Here is an 18,084-nt window from a genome sequence, read left to right on the forward strand (position 1 = left end):
TTTTCTTTACAGTTTGTTCGCCCCTACCCGTCGTCGCGCATCGTCTCGCGCTGGGTGATCAGCCGGGCGCTGTGCTGGCCGCTAAGATAAATCCACAGCCAGTTCCAGGCGACGGTAAAGCGCGAGCGCGTGCCGATCAGGAAGTAGATATGGGCAAGGCCCCAGATCCACCAGGCGATCCAGCCCTTGAGCTTGATCCGGCCGAAATCGATGATGGCCGCACTCTTGCCGATCGTCGCCAGGCTGCCCTGATGCCAGTATTTGAACGGCGCAGGCGCAGGCTTGCCGGATATGCGGGCGCGAATGACCTTCGCCACATAGCCGCCCTGCTGCTTGGCCGCCGGCGCAATGCCCGGCACCGGCTTGCCGTTCTCTCTGATGACGGAGGCCGTATCGCCGATCACGAAGACATCCGGCAGGCCGGGTGCGGTCAGATCCTTCTCGACGATGGTACGCCCTGCCCGGTCGGCCGGCACGCCGAGCCAGCGCGCCGCATGCGAGGCCTGCACGCCCGCCGCCCAGACGATCGTCCGGCTCGGAATGAAGTTTTCGCCAACAGTCACGCCCTCAGCCGCGCACTGCGTCACCGGCGTTCCCGTCAGCACCTCGACGCCGAGCTTTTCCAGCGCCTTCTGCGCATAGGCCGAAAGCTCCTCGGCAAAGGCCGGCAGCACACGCGGACCTGCCTCGATCAGCACGACGCGGGTCTTGCGCGTGTCGATTTTGCGAAATTCCTTGGGCAGCGTGAAATGCGCCAGCTCGGCAATGATACCGGCAAGCTCGACACCCGTCGGGCCTGCGCCGACGATGGAAAAGGTCAAAAGCGCGTCGCGTGCGGCCGGATCGCTTTCCACTTCCGCTCGCTCGAAGGCGAGCAGCACGCGGCGGCGGATCGTCGTCGCATCCTCCAGCGTCTTCAGGCCAGGTGCCACCGGCTCCCATTCGTCGTGACCGAAATAGGCATGCGTGGCGCCGGTGGCGAGCACCAGCGTATCGTAGTTCAGCACCATGCCGCTGCGCAGTGAAACGCTCTTTGCATTGACATCGACGCCATTGACCTCGCCGAGCAGCGTCGTCACCTCGGGCCGGTCGGCGTAGAGGTGGCGGATCGGCCAGGCGATCTCCGACGTGGATAGGATTGTCGTTGCCACTTGGTAAAGCAGCGGCTGGAAGAGATGGTGGTTGCGCCGGTCGATGAGCGTGATCTTCGCACCCGCACCCTTCAATCCGTTGACGAGCTGCAGTCCGCCGAAGCCACCGCCGACAACGACGACATGATGTTCGCTCATGATCCTACCCTTTCGTCATTGCGCTGCAACAAATGTCGCCTTTCGAACGAAGGATTCAACCGCCGTTTCGGCATATCTCCCCACAACGTCAGGCATAGGAGACGGGTATGGACGTACCATGTTTCAACAGTTCCATGGAGATCGAAGCCGACACGTCGAAAAGCTCGATCCTGCGCACGATCCGCTTGTAAATGACATCATAATGCTCCACGCGCGGCAGTACGATCTTGAGGATGTAATCGTAGTTGCCCGTCAGCCGGTGCGCCTCGACAATCTCGGGAATATCGCTGATCGCCCGCCGGAAGCTCTCCGTCCACTCGTCGGAATGATGTGCCGTCTTGATGAGCGCAAAGACCGTCGTCGGTACGCCCATCTTCTCCCGGTCGAGCACGACGATGCGCCGCGCTATATGGCCGGTTTCTTCCAGCCGCTGGATACGCCGCGAGCAGGCCGAAACCGAAAGCGCCACCTGTTCCGCAAGATCGGTCACGGAGATGCCTGCATTCTCCTGCAGCATATCGAGAATCCGCTTGTCGCGATCGTCGATCATGATCACACTTCCACGCCTGAATTTTGCGAGATACCGAAAAACGACGCGAAGTATTAGCACAGATCTGCATAAAAGCACAAACTTTGCAAACAATCGGCGCCCGATTTACCGCATCATCAACGCATCCTAGAACACCAGAGGGAGCGACCATCCATGAAAACAATCGGCCTGATCGGCGGCATGAGCTTTGAAAGTTCCGCAGTCTATTACCGCCTCATCAACGAGATGGTGCGCGAGCGCCTGGGCGGACTGGCCTCCGCCGAACTCATTCTGCATTCGGTGAATTTCGAGGAGATCGTCGCCCTGCAGAAGGCCGGCGCCTGGGATATGGCTGCCTCACGCCTCGGCGATGTTGCACTGCGCCTGCAGATTGCCGGTGCCGATTGCGTACTGATCTGCACCAACACCATGCATCTGATCGCGCCCGAGGTTGCTACGCATATCTCCGTGCCGCTGATCCACATCATCGACGAGACGGCAAAGACGATCCACGCAGCAGGCTGCAAGCGCCCGCTGCTGCTCGCCACGCGCTACACGATGGAGCACGGCTTCTATACCGACCGCATGAAGAGCCTCGGTCTCGACATCGTCGTGCCTGATGCCACCGACCGCACCACCGTCCATGACATCATCTTCAACGAACTCTGCGCCGGCAAGGTGCTCGACAGCTCGCGTGAAAAACTGATGGCCGTGATCGAACGCGCCCACGCCAAGGGCGCCGATAGCATCATCCTCGGCTGCACAGAAATCTGCCTGATCCTTGATCCCGATCGGCTTCCCCTGCCCGGTTTCGACACGACGACAATCCATGCCCGCGCCGCTGTCGATTTCGCGTTCGAGGGAGAACTCGCAAACGAAGAAGAAGACGCGGCCTGAGTCACCAATTTAGTTGACTCAGTCAAATAAAAGCAGCAGAGTTTCGTTAGAACGCCGTGCGTCCATTCTGACGCACGGCGTTCTAACTCTTTGAATCTGCGCATCAGGCTTACCCAAAATCAAAACGGATTCTCGGGCCGATGCTGTAGGAGACCCTGCCATGACCGATATTGCCCTCATCGAATCCGCCCGCGAATTCAATCGCTTCTACACGAACTTCCTCGGCCTTCTGAACAAGGCCTATCTCGATACCCCCTTCACGCTGACGGATGCGCGTGTGCTCTTCGAGATCGGCGTCCATGATGGCGTCAATGCCGGCGCGCTCGCCCGCGACCTGCAGCTCGATCCCGCCTATCTCAGCCGCATCCTCAAGCGCTTCCGGGAGGAAGACCTCATCGAGGCAACGCCCGATCCAGCCGATCAGCGCAGCCAGATCCTCACTGTCACCGACAGGGGACGAGCGCAGTTCGAGGAATTCGGCCGCCGCTCCAATGCGCAAATCGCCGCCCGTTTCGAGACGCTGGCCGATGGCGAGCCGGAAGCGGCCGTTGCCGCCATGCGCACGATCCGCGCCATCCTCGATCCGCAGGTACGACCGGCAGCCGCTATCATCCGTTCGCATCGCACCGGTGACATCGGCTGGATCGTCCAGAGCCAGGGACGCTTTTATGCCGAGGAATATGGCTGGGATTTGCGCTTCGAAGGGCTGGTCGCCGATGTCGCCGGAAAGTTCCTCGCCAATTTCGACCCCGAGATGGAGCATTGCTGGATCGCCGAGCGTGGCGGCATCAATCTCGGCTCGGTGCTGATCACCAATGGCGGCGACGGCATCGCCAAACTTCGCCTGCTCTATGTCGACAAGGCCGCTCGCGGTCTCGGCCTTGGTAAACAGCTCGTCGAAGAATGCATCGCCTTCTCCCGCCGCAAGGGATACCGGCAGATCTCGCTCTGGACCAACGACTTCCTCCATACCGCCCGCGCCATCTATCAGAAGGCCGGCTTCCGGCTTGTCTCCGAAGAGAGACATCGCATGTTCGGCCCTGAGGCCAATGGCCAGACCTGGGTGCTCGATCTCTGATTTTGCTGCGTCGCAGAAATTTTACTTGATTTGGAAACGGTCATTCCCTAATTAGGCGTCATGACCGTTGACACCCTGACACCTGATGTGAAGACCCGCAGCCGCGGCCGCCCGCGCGAGTTCGATATGGACTCAGCCCTCGATGCTGCGCTGCGCGTCTTCTCCGAGCGCGGCTACCACGCCGCCTCCATCAGCGAACTGACCGAAGCCATGGGCCTCGCCTCAGGCAGCGTCTACAAGGCTTTCAAGGACAAGCGCGGCATCTTCCTTGCCGCCTTCAAGCGCTATCGTCAGCTCGGACGCGGCCGGCTGGAGGCGAAGATCGCATCCGTAAAGACCGGGCGCGAAAAGGTCTTCCAGATGGTCATGTATTACGCCGAACTTTCCCATGGCGAAGCAGGCCTCAAGGGCTGCCTCGTCGTCGGCGGCGCGAACGATCTTTCTCTGCTGGACGAGGAAGCGGCAGAGCATGTCGCCGCCGCCTTTTCCGCTGATGAAATGCTGATGGCCGATCTCATCCGCATCGGCCAGGCAGATGGCACGATTCCGCCGACCGTGGATGCTGATGCCACGGCCCTCACCTTTCTCTGCCTGACCAAGGGGCTGCGCGTCATCGGGAAGACGGGACGCGGCGAGAAAGAGATGATGGCTGCGGCAGAGGCCGCAATGCGGCTCGTGACCTGACGACCGAAATACCGGCACCCGTTCAAGGATCGGGTGGCGGCAGACGATTAAATTGCATTCAATCCTCCCAATCATTGCCCGACTGGAGTTTCTGATGAGCGTTTCAGCCACCACGCCGGATGCGGCCATGCCCCGAGCCCTATCCCCCTGGCTAACCTTCCTTTTTGCAGCTTCCTGCGGCTTTGTCGCCGCCAACCTCTATTACGGCCAGCCGCTGGCGGGCCTGATCAGCGCCGATCTCGGCTTCTCGCCTGCCGCAACCGGCCTCATCGTCACGTTGACGCAGATCGGCTACGGTCTCGGCCTTCTGCTTCTGGTGCCGCTTGCAGACCTCTTCGAAAACCGTCGTCTCATACTGACGCTGACTGTCGGCTCCGCACTTGCCCTCGTCGGCGCGGCCTTCTCCTCCACGCCATCAATGTTCCTGACGGCCTCGCTCTGCATCGGCCTCGCCTCGGTCGCAGCGCAGGTTCTCGTTCCCTTCGCCGCCAGCATGGCGCCGGATGCCACGCGCGGCCAGGTCGTCGGCAATGTCATGAGCGGCCTGCTCTGCGGCATCATGCTCGCCCGCCCCTTCGCGAGTCTCGTTGCCGAAGCCTCGTCCTGGCATATGGTCTATTACGTCACCGCCGCCGTCATGATCGCACTCGGCGTCGTGCTGCGCGCCAACCTGCCGGTTCGCATCCCGCACACGAAACTGCGTTATGGTGAGCTGCTGGCCTCCATGGGCCATCTGGCGCTGAATTCGCGGGTGCTGCAGCGCCGCGCCCTTTATCAGGCCGGCATGTTCGGCGCTTTCAGCCTATTCTGGACGACCGCGCCGCTGCTGCTTGCAAGCCCGGCTTTCGGCATATCGCAGAGCGGCATCGCCCTCTTCGCGCTCGCTGGCGCTGCCGGCGCCGTCGCCTCGCCGATCGCCGGCCGCCTGGCCGACCGAGGCCTGACGAAGGTCGCCTCAACGCTCGCGATGCTGCTCGGCATGGGTTCCTTCCTCATCAGCCAGTTCGCCACCGACGGCTCGCTGATGGCGTTGGTCCTGCTGACGGCTGCGGCGATCCTTTTGGATTTCGGTGTGACGACCAATCTCGTCTGTGGCCAGCGCGCCATCTACGGGCTGAGCCCGGAACATCGCGGCCGCCTGAACGGCCTGTTCATGGCGACGTTCTTCACCGGCGGCGCCATCGGCTCCGCACTCGGCGGCTGGGCTTACGCAACCGGCGGCTGGACGATGGCCGCCTGGATCGGCTTCTGTTTCCCAGCGCTCGCCTTCCTGTTCTTCCTGACGGAAGGCCGTAAGATGTAGTCAAATCAGGACCAGGCGGGTAACCGCCTGATCCTTCCTTCTTTCATTGTTCTGCGTCAAAGCGCAGCCGCGCGGCGCGAACCTCGTCATGGTTCGCCTCGGCCCAGTTCAGAAGCTGCGACAACGCCGTGTAGAGCGAGCGGCCGAGATCGGTCATCCGGTACTCCACACTCGGCGGCTTCGTCGGAAAAACCTCCCGCTCGATATAGCCGTCCCGCTGCAGGTCGCGTAGCGACTGGGTGAGCATGCGCTGAGAAATATCAGGGATCATCCGGCGCAATTCGCCAAAACGGTAGGGCTGCTTGGCAAGCGCTTCGAGAATCAGCGTCGACCATTTGCCACCGATCTGCTGTAACACATCACGAACCGGGCAATTGGTGAAATCCAGGCTGGCAAGGTCGATCTCGCGCCGCGCACCCAGCCCTTCGGATTGGTCTGTTCTCGCTTTCAGATTGACGACTGTTCCGGCCATGAGCTGGTTCCCTTTTGGTAACGAAGTCTCGAAAAACTGCCTTCTTTACAGTCTCGGGTCAATTCCTATTCTAGTGTTACTCTCTTTTTGAGACCACCTGTCAACCACTAGAGGATACTATGAGCGGAACCATTCTCGTCACCGGCGCTGCGGGCCAACTCGGCCAGCTTGTCGTCCATCACCTGATCGAAAGCTACAAGGTCGCCCCGGCTAGTATCATTGCCGCGACCCGCAACCCGGAAAAGCTCGCTGGTCTCGCTGCCAAGGGTGTTGTCATCCGCAAGGCGGATTTCGATGACGCAGCCGGCCTCGAAGCCGCTTTCGCTGGTACTGACCGCCTGCTGATCATCAGCACGGATGCGCTCGACACGCCCGGCAAGCGCCTGACCCAGCACAAAGCCGCCGTCGCTGCTGCTGTGAAGGCAAAGGTGAAGCACATCACCTACACCTCCATGCCGGCCCCTGATAATTCGCTTGTCACCTTCGCGCCCGATCATCTCGGCACCGAAAACGCCATCAAGGAAAGCGGCATCCCCTACGCGATCGTCCGAGACGCTTGGTATCACGACAACTATCTGCACGGCATGCCGCACAATCTGCAGACCGGAAAATGGTTCACCTCGGCGGGTGACGGCAAGATCTCGACCATCTCGCGTGACGACTGCGCACTCGCCATCGCTTCGGTCCTCGCCGCCGGGACCACCGGCATCTACACGCTGACCGGCAAGCAGTCGCTGACCTCAAAGGAAATCGCCGCCATCGTCACCGAAGCCACCGGCAAGCCGCTGGATGTCGTCAGTGTCACCGACGAACAGCTCGGCCAGGGCATCCGCGGCGCCGGCCTGCCGGGCTTCGTTGCCGACATGCTGGTCTCCGCCGACGCCAATATCCGCGCCGGCAAGTTCGACATCGTCACCGACGACTTCACCAAGCTGACGGGCAAAGAACCGCAGTCGCTGAAGGACTACTTCATCGCCAACAAGGCCGCGCTCACCGCCTGAGCCGGTCTAAAGTCCCGCCCTCGCATCCACCGAGGGCGGGCCTCTTCATTCAGATTTTCTGGCCGCAAGCCCGGCAGAAGCGGCGCACCGTCTCCGCCATGCCATATTCGAGTGCGTCGGCCGTCAGCCCGTGGCCGATCGAGACTTCGGCGAGATCGGGAATACGCTTGATCAGCGCCGGCAGGTTTGCCACCGTCAAATCATGGCCGCCATTGACGGCAAGGCCGAGCGCAATCGCCGCATCCGCCGTCTTGCCAAGCCCCTCGAGAATCGGCCCCGCCCGCTCCGGCGCATCGTAGCAGCCGCCATACGGACCGGTGTAAAGTTCGATTCGGTCGGCCCCCGTCGCCTTCGCGGCCTTCACCGCCTCAGCGTCGCCATCGCCGTCGGCGAACAGCGAAACGCGACATCCCATCTTTTTCAGCCGCGCCACGACATCGGTGAGAAACGCCTGATGCTTGCGGAAATCCCAGCCATGGTCGGAGGTCGCCTGTGAGGGATCGTCAGGCACCAGCGTCACCTGCTCCGGCGCAGCACCAGCACAAAGCGCCAGGAACTCCTCGGTCGGATAACCCTCTATATTGAATTCGGCTTCCGGAAATTCGTCGTCGATCAGGTTGCGGATGACCGGAAGGTCGGAAAAGCGGATATGCCGCTGGTCCGGCCGCGGGTGCACGGTCAGCCCCGAGGCGCCGGCGGCAAGCGCGATGCGCCCGAGCCCTTCCACGCTTGGCCAGGGCAGATCGCGCCGGTTGCGCAGCATGGCGATGGCATTGAGGTTCACGGAAAGTTTGGCGGGCATGGCGAGATCCATCAGCGCTTGAAAAACTGGCCTGCTTTTAAGCTAAGCGGCCCGTCAACGCCAATGAGATTCGCGGATGCATTCATGCCTGCTGGTGATGGCGATCCCCCCGCAGCTGCTGACGTCACACCCCGTACCGGAAACAGTAATTCCCGTTCCCTTGAAAGACCATTCGTCGGCGGCAGTAAACCGTGTGGTGACATCGTACCACACATCCGAAGCAAGAGGTGGATTGAGTGCCATGACATTGCTATCCCATTTAAAAACGGTTATTTTTAGCACTTCTAAAAAAGAACGTCCGCGCATAATGTGGGCGCTGCGTAACGAGTAAGTACGCCGAGTCCTGCTTCTTCCAACGATAAGAACGCTTGAGGAAACCCCACTCGCTGCGCTCCGGAAGCAACTGGCAAACCGCATGAGGTGCAACTAGCTGCCCCAGGAGGGTTCATGCCAGACGGTTCCAAACGTATGTTTGCTGCCGCCGGTATCGCTTCGGAGGCCCGGTCGAAATACCGGTTCCTGCCTTCGGCCGCTTTGCCGCCGGATATCCCACACGGTCCAGTGCCTATCGCCGACATGGCGAACGCTTTCGGCGTCACGCACAGGACATTGCATTTCTATGAGGAAAAGGGCCTGATTTCCGCAAACCGCATCGGCCTGATGCGCGTTTACGATCAGGATGACATCATGCGCATGGCGGTCATCACCGTCTGCCGCGAAACCGGCATGCCGATCGCCGTCATCCAGGAATTGATGGACGTTCTGCGCGGCGCGGCCTCGCAGGAAGAGGCTGAGTCGATCTTCCACGAGGCGCTCTCCCAGCGCAAGCGCGAGCTGACGGCTGAGATGTCGACTTTGCATCGGCAGCTGCAACAGGTGAGCGACCTTCTCGATTACGACAGCAGCCTCGACCTGCCGCCGATCAACGACAATAGGGATCCGGCAAGCCTGACCGATCAGGAGCGCCAATGCCTGGAGCTGATGGCCGAGGGATATTCGACGCAGCGCATCGCCCGCGCCCTCGACCTCAGACATGAGGAAACGCGCGCGCTGGAAGCCGACATCATCATGAAATTCCAAGCCAACAACCGCTTTCAGGCGATCGCCAAGGCGGTTCTCCTCGGCATCGTGCAGGCTTGATTCTCCCCACACCGGCTGCGGCCGCCACCGCATCTGCATGGCAGTGAACGCCAATCCCCAACGAACGCCAGACCTTAGCGGACGATCGTCAGCGTCTCTGCCGCGCGTGTGATCGCCGTATAAAGCCAGCGCTCGCGCGTGTCACGGAAGGCCCAGCTTTCGTCGAACAGCACGACATTGTTCCACTGCGAACCCTGCGCCTTGTGCACCGTCAGCGCATAGCCGTAATCGAACTCGTCATAGCGCTTGCGCGTGTTCCAGGGAATCTCGCCTTCCACATTCTCGAAGGCCTGCTTCAGGAGCTTGATCTTCGCAGCCCCCCGATCCATGTCGTCGTCTTCAGGGCGGACCAGCAGGTTGATGCCGGGCTTCGTCGTTTCCTTGGACGAGGTCATGACCTGCCAGAGCGAGCCGTTGAGCAGGCCCTTGGCCGGGTCGTTGCGCAGGCAGACAAGCTTGTCGCCGGTCTGCGGATGTTCGGTCGTAAACCCTTTGAGTTCACGCAAGCGCTGGTTATAGCGTCGCCGCGTCTTGTTGGTGCCGACGAGCACCTGATCGGCATCCATGACCAGCGGCTGCGTCACCTCGTTCTTCGAGATCACCTGCGCAGTGCCGTAGTCGCCATACATGATCTCGTTGCCCTCACGCACCTGCATGGCAAGCTTGATAATTGGGTTGTCGCGTGCCTGCCGGTGGATATCCGTCAGCAGGTAATCCGGCTCCTGATTGGTGAAGTAGCCGCCGCCCGACACAGGCGGCAGCTGGCCGGGATCGCCGAGCACCAGGATCGGTGTGCCGAAGCTCATCAGGTCCTTGCCGAGCGCCTCGTCCACCATCGAGCACTCGTCGACGATGATAAGGGCAGCCTTGGCGACCGGGCTCTGGCGGTTGATGGAAAACATCGGCGCAATCGAGGTCTTGCCGGTTTCCTCATCCTCAACCTCTTCCTCGCCGCGCGGCCGGTAGATCAGCGAATGGATGGTCTTGGCATTCGATGCCCCGCGCGAGCGCAGCACCTGTGCGGCCTTGCCGGTGAAGGCGGCAAACAGAACATCGCCATCAACATGCTCGGCAAAATGCTTGGCAAGCGTCGTCTTGCCCGTTCCGGCATAACCGAACAGACGGAAGAGCGGCGACCTGCCCTCCTTCAGCCAGTTCGAAACGGCCTTCAGGGCTTCATCCTGTTGAGGGGCGAATTGCATGGAAGCGACTTGGCAGGATTCGCATCGCATAGGCAAGGCGGAAATTCACGTCAAACGCAGACGTGCCGGAGCGAAAATCTCCGGCACGCTTTATTCGCGCTGGCTCCAGTGAGCAGCATCATCGCTTACTTGCTCGCAGCCGCCTCTTCGATCAGCTTTGCGACCTTGTCGGGATGCGAGACCATCACGACATGGGATGCGCCCGATACCACGACCGTGTCCTTCGAATGCGCGCGGTCGGCCATCCACTGCAGAGCCTTTGCCGGAATGTTCTTATCTGCATCGCCATAGACGAAATAGGCCGGGATCGTCTTCCAGGCTGCCTTGTCGATTGCCTCGTTCAACGCCGCATCGGTGATCGGGCGCTGAGTTGCCGCCATCAACTTGGCCTCGTCTTCCGGCACATCGGCGGCGAACTGATCATGGAACTTGGCCTGATCGATATAGAGATCCTTGACGCCGCCATCGAGCGCAACAGGCTCGGCAAGCGCGGATGCCAGAGTGCCGCCGGGAAATTTGCCCGACAGTGCCGCAGCCGTTTCCCCACTATCGGGTGCGAATGCGGCCACGTAGACCAGCGATTTGACGTTTGTTGCCGAAGATGCAGCCTCTGTTATCACCGAGCCGCCATAGGAATGGCCGACGAGCACAACAGGGGTTTTGACGCCCGCAACGACGCGCCTGATATAATCGCCATCAGACTTGACCCCGCGAAGCGGATTGGCAGCAGCGACCACCGGGTAGCCATCCTTTTCGAGCTTTTCGATGACGCCGTTCCAGCTCGACGCATCAGCGAAAGCGCCATGCACCAGAACCACCGTCGGCTTCGCATCTGCCGAAAACGAAGGAGAAGCCATCGCGGCTACCGCACCGGCAACCAGTGCAATCTTCAGAAAATTACGCATGTTGTGTTCCTTTCGAATGCCAATGCCAGGATCAATAATGCACAACTTAATTGTGCGCAATAGAAATAGAGCGCACGAAGGCTTCACTCTTCCGTGAGACTGAAATTTCAGGATCGCAAGCCGACCGAGGATGATCGCAATCGGCCCTATTTCGCGCCGCTAGCCTTTCGCGGCTTCCCGAATGATCCGCTCGCGTAGAACCCCAACGAGATAAAGCGACCCCGTGAGGATCACCCAGGCGCCGGTGGCGGCAGCCTGCTCACGCGCCTTTTCATAAGCCTTCTGCGGATCCTCGATCACGTCGCTGGAAAGACCGATCTTATCGGCAAGCTCTCGCAGTTCGGCAGGCGAACGGAAACGATCCGAAACCGAGGTGAAGATCGGCGAGACACCGTAACGGCTCATCACTTCGAGGAGCCCGGCGGCATCCTTATCCGCCGCAATCGCAACGACTGCGATACCCGGTCCGGCAAACCCCTCCATGCCGGAGAGATCGTCGAGCACAGCTTCGAGATTGAAGGGCACATGCGCCCCGTCGAGCGCGACGGCAACGCGCCTCTCCGCAACGGTCACGACGAAGCGCTCCAGCCGCCCCGGCAATTGCGATTCCTGCTCGGCCGCCTTGTCGATCAGCCATCCGGCAACCTTCCTGCCGTCCTTTGCCTCCACGCCGAATTCGCCCAGCACGTCGAGTGCGGCACCTGCAACTGCGACATTGCGCTCGGCAATCGTCTTCAGCCCGGAAAAATCCGGCCGGATAAGCCGCGCTTCGATTTCGACAGCGCGCTTGGCAATCACAGCGCCCGCCTCATGGTCGGCATCAAGCGGTGTCACGACCGTCGAATGCGGCTTGATGATGCCGGCCTTTTCGAAGGCGATGGCGGCGCGCGTCTTGCCCAATATCTCCGTATGTTCGAGGCCGATATTGGTGATGATGGAAACGTCGCTGTCGACGATATTGGTGGAATCCAGCCTCCCGCCGAGACCCGTCTCGACCACGGCCCATTCTACGCCCGCAAACCGGAAGATCAGGAAGCCGGCCGCCGTCAGCATATCGAACCATGTCGCAGCTTCCGCCGCGGTCCCTTCCGTCCTTGCCGCGCGCAAGGCGTCGAGCGCCAGGAAGAGCGCCTCGGCCAGTACGGCCTCCTCGACCGGCCGGCTGTTGATGCTGACCCGCTCGGAAATGTGCTCCACATGCGGCGAAGCATAACGTCCGACGGAAATGCCGGCATGGCGCAGCCCCGCTTCGAGCAGCGCCGAGGTCGAGCTCTTGCCCTTGGTGCCCGCCACGTGGATCGAGCGGAAGGCGTGGTGCGGATTGCCGAGACGGGCGGAGAGATCAATGATCGGCTCCAGTCCGACGCGCATTTCGCCGCGCGGGCGCTGTTCCCAGTTGGTGAGCTGATCAAGTTGCGAAAGGGCTTCGATAAGGCGAGGATTCTGTTTCTGCATGGGCATGGTACACGGCTACAAGGGTTCATTTTATGCCCAGGCGAGCGGCATCGACAACCTGCGCTTTCCGATGGTTGTCCATATGTCTCGCCAGTCGCGCAGGCAGCGCGACACTAGAACCTTTCCGTCGCCCTGCCTAGCCTCGCAAGCGGCATCGGCAGCGCTCCACCGCGACGCCGCGCGCGACAACTGCCAGTTAACGCTGGTGAATTTTAGCCCTTGCCGAGATTTTCAATAGGGCCATTTCTATCCCCTGTCTTTGACAGAGACGGAGATCCAAGTGGGGCAGACTATCCGAATTCCAGTCAACGAACCGCAGCGACTGCTTGCCGTACGCTCGCTGAACGCCATCAGCAGCGGCCCGACGCCTGAGCTTGCAGCGCTTGCCGAGCTCGCCAAGAACGCATTCGCAATGCCCTATGCCGCCGTCAACATCGTAGATGAGGACTGGCTGCGCATTGCCGGCGAAGCGGGCATGCAGCTTTCAGAATGTCCGCGCGACCTCTCCTTCTGCACCCGCGTCGTCTTCGCCAACGACATGGTCGTCATTCCCGATCTGGAACAGGATGCGGAACTCGGCACCGCACCCTATGTAACGGGCCCGCCGTATTTCCGTTTTTATGCCGGTGCGCCTCTGGAACTGGAAAACGAGCTGGCAATTGGCGCCTTCTGCATCCTGGATCAGAAGCCGCGGCTCTTCACCGAAAAAGAGGCCGCCAATCTTCGCCGTTTTGCCCGCGTGGCGAGCGCGCTTCTGCGGCTGCAGAAGGCGAATTTCGTCATGGGCCTTGCCGAAAGCAGCCTGCGCACTGCAGCCATGACCGACCCGCTGACCGGCTTCCTCAACCGCGCCGCACTCGATGCCATCGTGGACCACGCGCTGGAAGCAGCCCTTGCCTCCGGCCAGACCTTCGGCGCTCTCTATCTCGATATGGACGGTTTCAAGTCGATCAACGATACGCTTGGCCATCATATCGGCGACGAGGTACTGCGTGAGGCAGCAAACCGCATCCGTTCAGTCATCCGCTCCGGCGATATCGTCCTGCGCATGGGCGGCGACGAATTTGCAGTCTTCGTACCGAACCCGCCGAACACCGAAGCGCTGGTCTCCGTCTCCGAACGCCTGCTCTCGGCCTTCCGCAGCCCCTTCACGATCGAGGGAAATACTATCCTTGCCCGCCTGAGCATCGGCGCAGCCCTTGCTCCCAAAGGCGGCGGCCGCCGCCGCGAACTGCTGCGCAATGTCGATGGCGCCCTTTATAACGCGAAGGCTGCCGGACGGGACTGCTATGTGGTTTTCAATCCGAACTGAGATTTGAAAAAGAAACTGGAATAAAACAGACGCCTGCCGTGTCTCATCTCCGGTATCGCAAGACTGCGTGCCTAACCCGAGGAGAGAGACCATGAAGTCCGTAAAATTCCTGTCCGTGCTGGCGCTCATCGCTGCCACTGCCACTGCAGCCTTCGCCGCCCCCGCAGTCACCACCGTCGAATCGGCCAAGGGTAAGGTTCTTGCCGGCGAAAAGGGCATGACGCTCTATACCTACAAGAAGGACGAAAAGGGCGTCTCGAACTGCTACGACAAGTGCGCCACCAACTGGCCGCCTTTCCTCGCCGCTTCCGACGCCAAGGCCGATGGTGCATACTCGCTCGTCGAACGCAAGGATGGAAAGAAGCAGTGGGCCAAGGACGGCATGCCGCTCTATTATTGGGTGAAGGACATGAAGTCCGGCGATATCACCGGCGACGGCGTCGGCGGTGTCTGGGACCTCGCAAAGCCCTGATGAGGCAAGTGTGAAGACGCCCCTACCCGATACGTTCGAGGGCCAGATCCTGGCCCTCCTTCCCTCGCTCCGGCGCTATTCCCGCAGCCTCACCCGCTCGGATGCCGAAGGCGAGGATCTGCTTCAGGATTGCGTGGAAAAGGTTCTGGCCCGGCGCGGCCAGTGGCGCGGAATCAATCTGCGCGGCTGGGTTCTGACGACGATGACCAACCTCTACCGCAACACCCGCCGGGCGAGCCCCCGCGACCGGCTGGTCGAGCTCGATGCTGCCGAGGAAATGGCCAATCCCGATAACCAGGCCGATCCGCTGGAGCGTCTGCGGCTGGAACAGGCCCTCGCCAGCCTGTCGGAAGAATACCGCGCCGTGCTGATGCTCGTCGTCATCGAGGGTTACAGCTATCATGAAGTGGCAACCATGCTGGACATCCCGATCGGCACCGTCATGTCGCGCCTGTCGCGCGCACGCCAGCGCATGGGCGAACATATGAAAGCCGACAACGTGATTACGCTTCGGAGACCGAAATGAACGAGACCAACCCCACCGTGACCGAAGCGGACCTGCACGCTTACGCCGATGGGCAATTGCCGGAGGCCGCTCGCCCCCGCGTGGAAGCCTATCTCGCCGAAAACCCCGAGGACGCCGCCATGGTGGCCGGCTGGCGGACGCAGAATACCGACATCAAAAGCCTGTTTGCAGGCTATGAGAAGAGCCGCGACACCGATCTCCAGCTGGTGACACCGACAGAGCCGGCCTCTCCCTGGAAAATGCGCTCCGCACTCGCGGCTGCCGCCGTCGCGCTCTTTGTGCTCGGCGCCGTCAGCGATCGTTTCGTCCCGCCGCTCTTCGAGCGTCCACCGCTGCAACTGGCCGAATCCGAAACCCTGCCGAAACAGGCCGAAACCGCCTTCCTCGTCTATGCCAGCGAAGTGCGCCACCCGGTCGAGGTCTTCGCCAATGAGGAGGCGCATCTGGCGACCTGGCTCGGCAAACGGCTGGCGATCCCCGACCTCAAGGTACCGGATCTCAAATCTCTCGACTTCCACCTCGTTGGCGGCCGCCTGCTGCCGGTCGATGGAAGGCCGGGCGCCATGTTCATGTATGAGGATCAGGCAGGCGAACGCCTGACCGTCATCGTCGGCCGCAACAAGGAAAACAGGACGACGAGCTTCCGCTTCGCCTCCGCCAAGGACATCGAGACCTTCTACTGGATCGACGGCGAACTCGGCTATGCGGTAACAGGCGAAATCTCCCGCGACATGCTGCGCAAGGTGGCGGAGGAATGTTATCGGCAGTTCCCGTCCTAGAGCAATTCCAGCAAAGCGAACAACGGTCTTGCATCCGGAATTGCGTCGAACAAAGAGATAGCCCGGCTTCGTGTTTCGAAGAAAAACGGAAACACTCTATGGCGGGAACTGCGAGGCAGGCCAGCCTGCGTTCAGCCGATAAGCGGCCGTCCGCTCAAAACCTCATATTCGTGGAGATCACTTTTCATCTTGTCCTTCCAGGCTGTCAGGAACGCCAGCGTCTCCCTTTTCTCGATATGGGCGGCCAGCGCTTGCCGATCCTGCCAGCGCTGAGCGACCACGAAACGTCCGGCCGGCCCGTCATCCAGGGCAATGTTGTAAAACAGGCACCCCTTTTCGGCCTTCGTGCTGCTGCTGATTGCCCTGATGTCGGAAACGAACGCGTCGACATCTGCCGGATCGAGGTCGATGTAACCCATGATGACAAGCATGATTGCCGAGCCTCCTCTTCACACATCGACCGTCAGGACGATCTTGCCCTGGATATGCCCCCTGGCGGCCCGCTCATGCGCCTTGCGCGCATCCGCAAGCGGATAGGCGCTGTCGATGACGACACGGATCGTCCCGTCATTGAGCAGGCGTCCCACTTCCGCCAGTTGAGCTCCGCTGGAACGGACCTGGGTCGCCGAAACCGTGACACCGCGCTTGCCGGCCTCCGTGACATCGGCAAAGCCGAGGGGATATACCGGGAACAACGCCCCGCCACGCTTCAATACGCGCAGGAAACGACCTGTTGTCGAACCACCGACCGCATCGACGACAAGATCGATGTCACGCGCGGTCTTCTCGGGCGGCGTCCTGGTGTAATCGATGAATTCATCGGCACCGAGTTCCCTGAGTAATGACTCATGCTTGCCTGATGCCACGGCAATGACATGCGATCCCTTCAGCTTCGCGAGCTGCACCGCAAAGTGTCCTACGCCGCCGGCGGCGCCGTTGACGAGAACCGTCTTGCCCTTGAGCGGCACCGGCTCGTGCCTGCTCGATTGAAGTGGGTTCGGTTCATCATGTCCGAGCTCGATCATGAATTGCCACGCCGTCAACAGCGACATCGGCGCTCCAGCGGCATGTACGTGATCGATGCCGGCAGGCTTCAATGCGAGTTCCGAGACCGGCACGCTGACATATTCCGCATAGGCCCTGCTCTCTGCTACGCTGAAAAAGCGGACCATGGAATAGACTTCGTCGCCGACGGAGAATTCGCGGACATCATCGGCAACCGCCTCGACGACACCAGACACATCCGTGCCCAGGATGATCGGGAATGGCACCTGCGGCCGCCATTCCGGAGGAAGCGCCCTGTAACCATCGCGCAGATACCAGTCGGGAGGATTGATCCCTATGGCGTGAACGCGAACGAGCACTTCCCCCGGTTTCAGTTCAGGCTTCGGCGCATCCTCGTAACGCAGCACGTCGGGACCGCCGAACTCGTGGATCCGGATTGCTTTCATCGTTTCGCTCGACATTACTTTCTCCATCAAAATACATATGCTACCAATTTGGAGCACTGCCCCGCTACAAACGGAGCGTTGCCCCGTTTATAAATGGAGCGCTGCCCCGCTTGTCAAGAGGTGATATGAGAGCCGACGCAAAAAAGAACTATGATCACATTCTCGCGGTCGCCCGTGAGATGCTGACGGGGGATGGTGCGAATGCATCGCTGCGCGACATTGCGCGCAAAGCGGAAGTAGGAGACGGAACCTTGCACCGTCACTTCCCGACCCGGGAAGCACTGCTTGAAGCCTTGCTGCGCACCAGTTTCGAGGATTTGGCGCGACGGGCGAGCGAACTCGAACAATCGGACGATCCCGGCAATGCGCTCGTGACGTGGCTGCGCGAGGCGACCGCGATAACCCACAATTACAGCGGCGCTATTGCCTCGATGGTTTCCGCAATCGCTGACGAGAATTCCGCGCTTCACACGTCATGTGTGATGCTGCGCACAGCCGGTGCACAGCTTCTTCGACGCGCCCAGACGAAAGGCGCGGCGCGAATGGACATGGACGGCAACGACCTGTTCGCTTTGATAAGTGCGCTGGCGTGGCTCGCCGAACAACCTCCGCTCGTGCCGCGCGCGGATCACCTGTTCGACATCATCTCAGGTGCGATCCTGACGAGTGAACGGCAGTAGCTGCCTAGTACTACAGTTGCGTTTGATGCCTTGCTTTGTAGTGAGAAAGCATTGCGGATGCTTGATGCCTGCGTCGCCAGAGTGACCATGCCAAGATGAGGCGAACT

20 protein-coding genes and 1 riboswitch are annotated in these 18,084 nt (G+C 60.8%); of the genes, 11 read left to right on the forward strand and 9 right to left on the reverse strand.

The annotated features are described in order from the left end of the window. Positions 1-23 precede the first annotated feature (23 nt). Together KQ933_RS12170 and KQ933_RS12175 are read right to left on the reverse strand one after the other, a co-directional pair. Entirely contained in the window at positions 24-1,289 is a 1,266-nt protein-coding gene (locus KQ933_RS12170; protein ID WP_216755124.1) for an NAD(P)/FAD-dependent oxidoreductase, read from the reverse strand. A gap of 88 nt (positions 1,290-1,377) precedes the next feature. After that, positions 1,378-1,839 carry an Lrp/AsnC family transcriptional regulator gene (locus KQ933_RS12175; protein ID WP_216755125.1) on the reverse strand — a complete coding sequence of 154 codons (462 nt, stop codon included), beginning with the start codon at positions 1,837-1,839 and terminating at the stop codon, positions 1,378-1,380. 153 nt (positions 1,840-1,992) lie between these two features. On the opposite strand from KQ933_RS12175, the gene KQ933_RS12180 reads away from it, so the two are divergent. The 4 genes from KQ933_RS12180 (at position 1,993) to KQ933_RS12195 (ending at position 5,780) form a co-directional block, all read left to right on the forward strand. Further along, the gene (locus tag KQ933_RS12180) at positions 1,993-2,715 is read left to right on the forward strand and encodes an aspartate/glutamate racemase family protein (RefSeq protein WP_216755126.1); all 723 of its coding nucleotides are present in this window, start codon (positions 1,993-1,995) and stop codon (positions 2,713-2,715) included. A gap of 160 nt (positions 2,716-2,875) precedes the next feature. Then, positions 2,876-3,793 carry a bifunctional helix-turn-helix transcriptional regulator/GNAT family N-acetyltransferase gene (locus KQ933_RS12185; protein ID WP_216755127.1) on the forward strand — a complete coding sequence of 306 codons (918 nt, stop codon included), beginning with the start codon at positions 2,876-2,878 and terminating at the stop codon, positions 3,791-3,793. Between the two features lie 60 nt (positions 3,794-3,853). Further along, on the forward strand, positions 3,854-4,477 hold the full coding sequence (locus tag KQ933_RS12190) for a TetR/AcrR family transcriptional regulator (protein WP_216755128.1): 624 nt from the start codon (positions 3,854-3,856) through the stop codon (positions 4,475-4,477). A gap of 94 nt (positions 4,478-4,571) precedes the next feature. Beyond that, on the forward strand, positions 4,572-5,780 hold the full coding sequence (locus KQ933_RS12195) for an MFS transporter (RefSeq protein WP_216755129.1): 1,209 nt from the start codon (positions 4,572-4,574) through the stop codon (positions 5,778-5,780). A gap of 43 nt (positions 5,781-5,823) precedes the next feature. Here the strand turns inward: KQ933_RS12195 and KQ933_RS12200 are convergent, their stop codons facing one another. Beyond that, the gene (locus tag KQ933_RS12200; protein ID WP_216755130.1) at positions 5,824-6,252 is read right to left on the reverse strand and encodes a helix-turn-helix domain-containing protein; all 429 of its coding nucleotides are present in this window, start codon (positions 6,250-6,252) and stop codon (positions 5,824-5,826) included. Positions 6,253-6,371: 119 nt separating this feature from the next. Between KQ933_RS12200 and KQ933_RS12205 the strand changes: the two genes are divergently transcribed. Further along, on the forward strand, positions 6,372-7,253 hold the full coding sequence (locus tag KQ933_RS12205) for an SDR family oxidoreductase (RefSeq protein WP_216755131.1): 882 nt from the start codon (positions 6,372-6,374) through the stop codon (positions 7,251-7,253). Between the two features lie 49 nt (positions 7,254-7,302). Here the strand turns inward: KQ933_RS12205 and KQ933_RS12210 are convergent, their stop codons facing one another. After that, positions 7,303-8,055: a pyridoxine 5'-phosphate synthase gene (locus tag KQ933_RS12210; protein ID WP_216755132.1), complete on the reverse strand. Its 753-nt coding sequence runs from the start codon at positions 8,053-8,055 to the stop codon at positions 7,303-7,305. Positions 8,056-8,502: 447 nt separating this feature from the next. Here KQ933_RS12210 and KQ933_RS12215 point away from each other — a divergent pair, with 447 nt between their 5' ends. After that, a complete protein-coding gene (locus KQ933_RS12215; protein ID WP_216755133.1) occupies positions 8,503-9,195 on the forward strand; it encodes a MerR family transcriptional regulator in 693 nt (230 codons plus the stop codon). A gap of 74 nt (positions 9,196-9,269) precedes the next feature. On the opposite strand, the gene KQ933_RS12220 is transcribed toward KQ933_RS12215, so the two are convergent. The 3 genes from KQ933_RS12220 to KQ933_RS12230 all read right to left on the reverse strand — a co-directional run bounded on the left by KQ933_RS12220 (position 9,270) and on the right by KQ933_RS12230 (position 12,763). Continuing rightward, complete coding sequence (locus KQ933_RS12220) at positions 9,270-10,397, reverse strand: ATP-dependent RecD-like DNA helicase (protein ID WP_183736035.1); 1,128 nt, start codon at positions 10,395-10,397, stop codon at positions 9,270-9,272. A gap of 125 nt (positions 10,398-10,522) precedes the next feature. Continuing rightward, positions 10,523-11,254 (reverse strand): alpha/beta fold hydrolase, encoded by a 732-nt coding sequence (locus KQ933_RS12225; protein WP_253958328.1) that lies wholly within the window; start codon positions 11,252-11,254, stop codon positions 10,523-10,525. A 207-nt stretch (positions 11,255-11,461) separates the two neighbouring features. Next, a complete protein-coding gene (locus KQ933_RS12230; protein ID WP_367882480.1) occupies positions 11,462-12,763 on the reverse strand; it encodes a folylpolyglutamate synthase/dihydrofolate synthase family protein in 1,302 nt (433 codons plus the stop codon). Between the two features lie 21 nt (positions 12,764-12,784). Next, positions 12,785-12,865, reverse strand: a riboswitch (ZMP/ZTP riboswitch). A gap of 172 nt (positions 12,866-13,037) precedes the next feature. Here KQ933_RS12230 and KQ933_RS12235 point away from each other — a divergent pair. The 4 genes from KQ933_RS12235 (at position 13,038) to KQ933_RS12250 (ending at position 15,846) form a co-directional block, all read left to right on the forward strand. Further along, complete coding sequence (locus KQ933_RS12235) at positions 13,038-14,069, forward strand: sensor domain-containing diguanylate cyclase (protein WP_216755135.1); 1,032 nt, start codon at positions 13,038-13,040, stop codon at positions 14,067-14,069. A gap of 91 nt (positions 14,070-14,160) precedes the next feature. Continuing rightward, a complete protein-coding gene (locus KQ933_RS12240) occupies positions 14,161-14,541 on the forward strand; it encodes a hypothetical protein (protein WP_216755137.1) in 381 nt (126 codons plus the stop codon). Between the two features lie 10 nt (positions 14,542-14,551). Next, on the forward strand, positions 14,552-15,067 hold the full coding sequence (locus KQ933_RS12245; protein ID WP_216755138.1) for an RNA polymerase sigma factor: 516 nt from the start codon (positions 14,552-14,554) through the stop codon (positions 15,065-15,067). Continuing rightward, complete coding sequence (locus tag KQ933_RS12250) at positions 15,064-15,846, forward strand: anti-sigma factor (RefSeq protein ID WP_216755139.1); 783 nt, start codon at positions 15,064-15,066, stop codon at positions 15,844-15,846. Before KQ933_RS12245 ends, KQ933_RS12250 begins: the two co-directional genes overlap by 4 nt. A gap of 131 nt (positions 15,847-15,977) precedes the next feature. Here the strand turns inward: KQ933_RS12250 and KQ933_RS12255 are convergent, their stop codons facing one another. Continuing rightward, positions 15,978-16,277 carry a putative quinol monooxygenase gene (locus tag KQ933_RS12255; RefSeq protein WP_216755140.1) on the reverse strand — a complete coding sequence of 100 codons (300 nt, stop codon included), beginning with the start codon at positions 16,275-16,277 and terminating at the stop codon, positions 15,978-15,980. Between the two features lie 18 nt (positions 16,278-16,295). Then, positions 16,296-17,312 carry an NADP-dependent oxidoreductase gene (locus tag KQ933_RS12260; protein WP_216755142.1) on the reverse strand — a complete coding sequence of 339 codons (1,017 nt, stop codon included), beginning with the start codon at positions 17,310-17,312 and terminating at the stop codon, positions 16,296-16,298. A 110-nt stretch (positions 17,313-17,422) separates the two neighbouring features. On the opposite strand from KQ933_RS12260, the gene KQ933_RS12265 reads away from it, so the two are divergent. Continuing rightward, positions 17,423-17,977 carry a TetR/AcrR family transcriptional regulator gene (locus KQ933_RS12265; protein ID WP_216755143.1) on the forward strand — a complete coding sequence of 185 codons (555 nt, stop codon included), beginning with the start codon at positions 17,423-17,425 and terminating at the stop codon, positions 17,975-17,977. Positions 17,978-18,084: the final 107 nt, after the last annotated feature.

It is taken from the genome of Rhizobium sp. WYJ-E13 (assembly GCF_018987265.1).
Lineage (GTDB): Bacteria > Pseudomonadota > Alphaproteobacteria > Rhizobiales > Rhizobiaceae > Rhizobium.

Bases quoted from the DNA above. Each gene is read 5' to 3' on its own strand.
- KQ933_RS12240 (WP_216755137.1), top strand. From the start codon at position 14,161: ATGAAGTCCGTAAAATTCCTGTCCGTGCTGGCGCTCATCGCTGCCACT.
- KQ933_RS12175 (WP_216755125.1), bottom strand. From the start codon at position 1,839: ATGATCGACGATCGCGACAAGCGGATTCTCGATATGCTGCAGGAGAAT.
- KQ933_RS12185 (WP_216755127.1), top strand. From the start codon at position 2,876: ATGACCGATATTGCCCTCATCGAATCCGCCCGCGAATTCAATCGCTTC.
- KQ933_RS12220 (WP_183736035.1), bottom strand. From the start codon at position 10,397: ATGCAATTCGCCCCTCAACAGGATGAAGCCCTGAAGGCCGTTTCGAAC.
- KQ933_RS12180 (WP_216755126.1), top strand. From the start codon at position 1,993: ATGAAAACAATCGGCCTGATCGGCGGCATGAGCTTTGAAAGTTCCGCA.
- KQ933_RS12225 (WP_253958328.1), bottom strand. From the start codon at position 11,254: ATGGCTTCTCCTTCGTTTTCGGCAGATGCGAAGCCGACGGTGGTTCTG.
- KQ933_RS12200 (WP_216755130.1), bottom strand. From the start codon at position 6,252: ATGGCCGGAACAGTCGTCAATCTGAAAGCGAGAACAGACCAATCCGAA.
- KQ933_RS12230 (WP_367882480.1), bottom strand. From the start codon at position 12,763: ATGCCCATGCAGAAACAGAATCCTCGCCTTATCGAAGCCCTTTCGCAA.
- KQ933_RS12215 (WP_216755133.1), top strand. From the start codon at position 8,503: ATGCCAGACGGTTCCAAACGTATGTTTGCTGCCGCCGGTATCGCTTCG.
- KQ933_RS12210 (WP_216755132.1), bottom strand. From the start codon at position 8,055: ATGCCCGCCAAACTTTCCGTGAACCTCAATGCCATCGCCATGCTGCGC.
- KQ933_RS12205 (WP_216755131.1), top strand. From the start codon at position 6,372: ATGAGCGGAACCATTCTCGTCACCGGCGCTGCGGGCCAACTCGGCCAG.
- KQ933_RS12265 (WP_216755143.1), top strand. From the start codon at position 17,423: ATGAGAGCCGACGCAAAAAAGAACTATGATCACATTCTCGCGGTCGCC.
- KQ933_RS12195 (WP_216755129.1), top strand. From the start codon at position 4,572: ATGAGCGTTTCAGCCACCACGCCGGATGCGGCCATGCCCCGAGCCCTA.
- KQ933_RS12255 (WP_216755140.1), bottom strand. From the start codon at position 16,277: ATGCTTGTCATCATGGGTTACATCGACCTCGATCCGGCAGATGTCGAC.
- KQ933_RS12190 (WP_216755128.1), top strand. From the start codon at position 3,854: ATGACCGTTGACACCCTGACACCTGATGTGAAGACCCGCAGCCGCGGC.
- KQ933_RS12260 (WP_216755142.1), bottom strand. From the start codon at position 17,312: ATGTCGAGCGAAACGATGAAAGCAATCCGGATCCACGAGTTCGGCGGT.
- KQ933_RS12250 (WP_216755139.1), top strand. From the start codon at position 15,064: ATGAACGAGACCAACCCCACCGTGACCGAAGCGGACCTGCACGCTTAC.
- KQ933_RS12170 (WP_216755124.1), bottom strand. From the start codon at position 1,289: ATGAGCGAACATCATGTCGTCGTTGTCGGCGGTGGCTTCGGCGGACTG.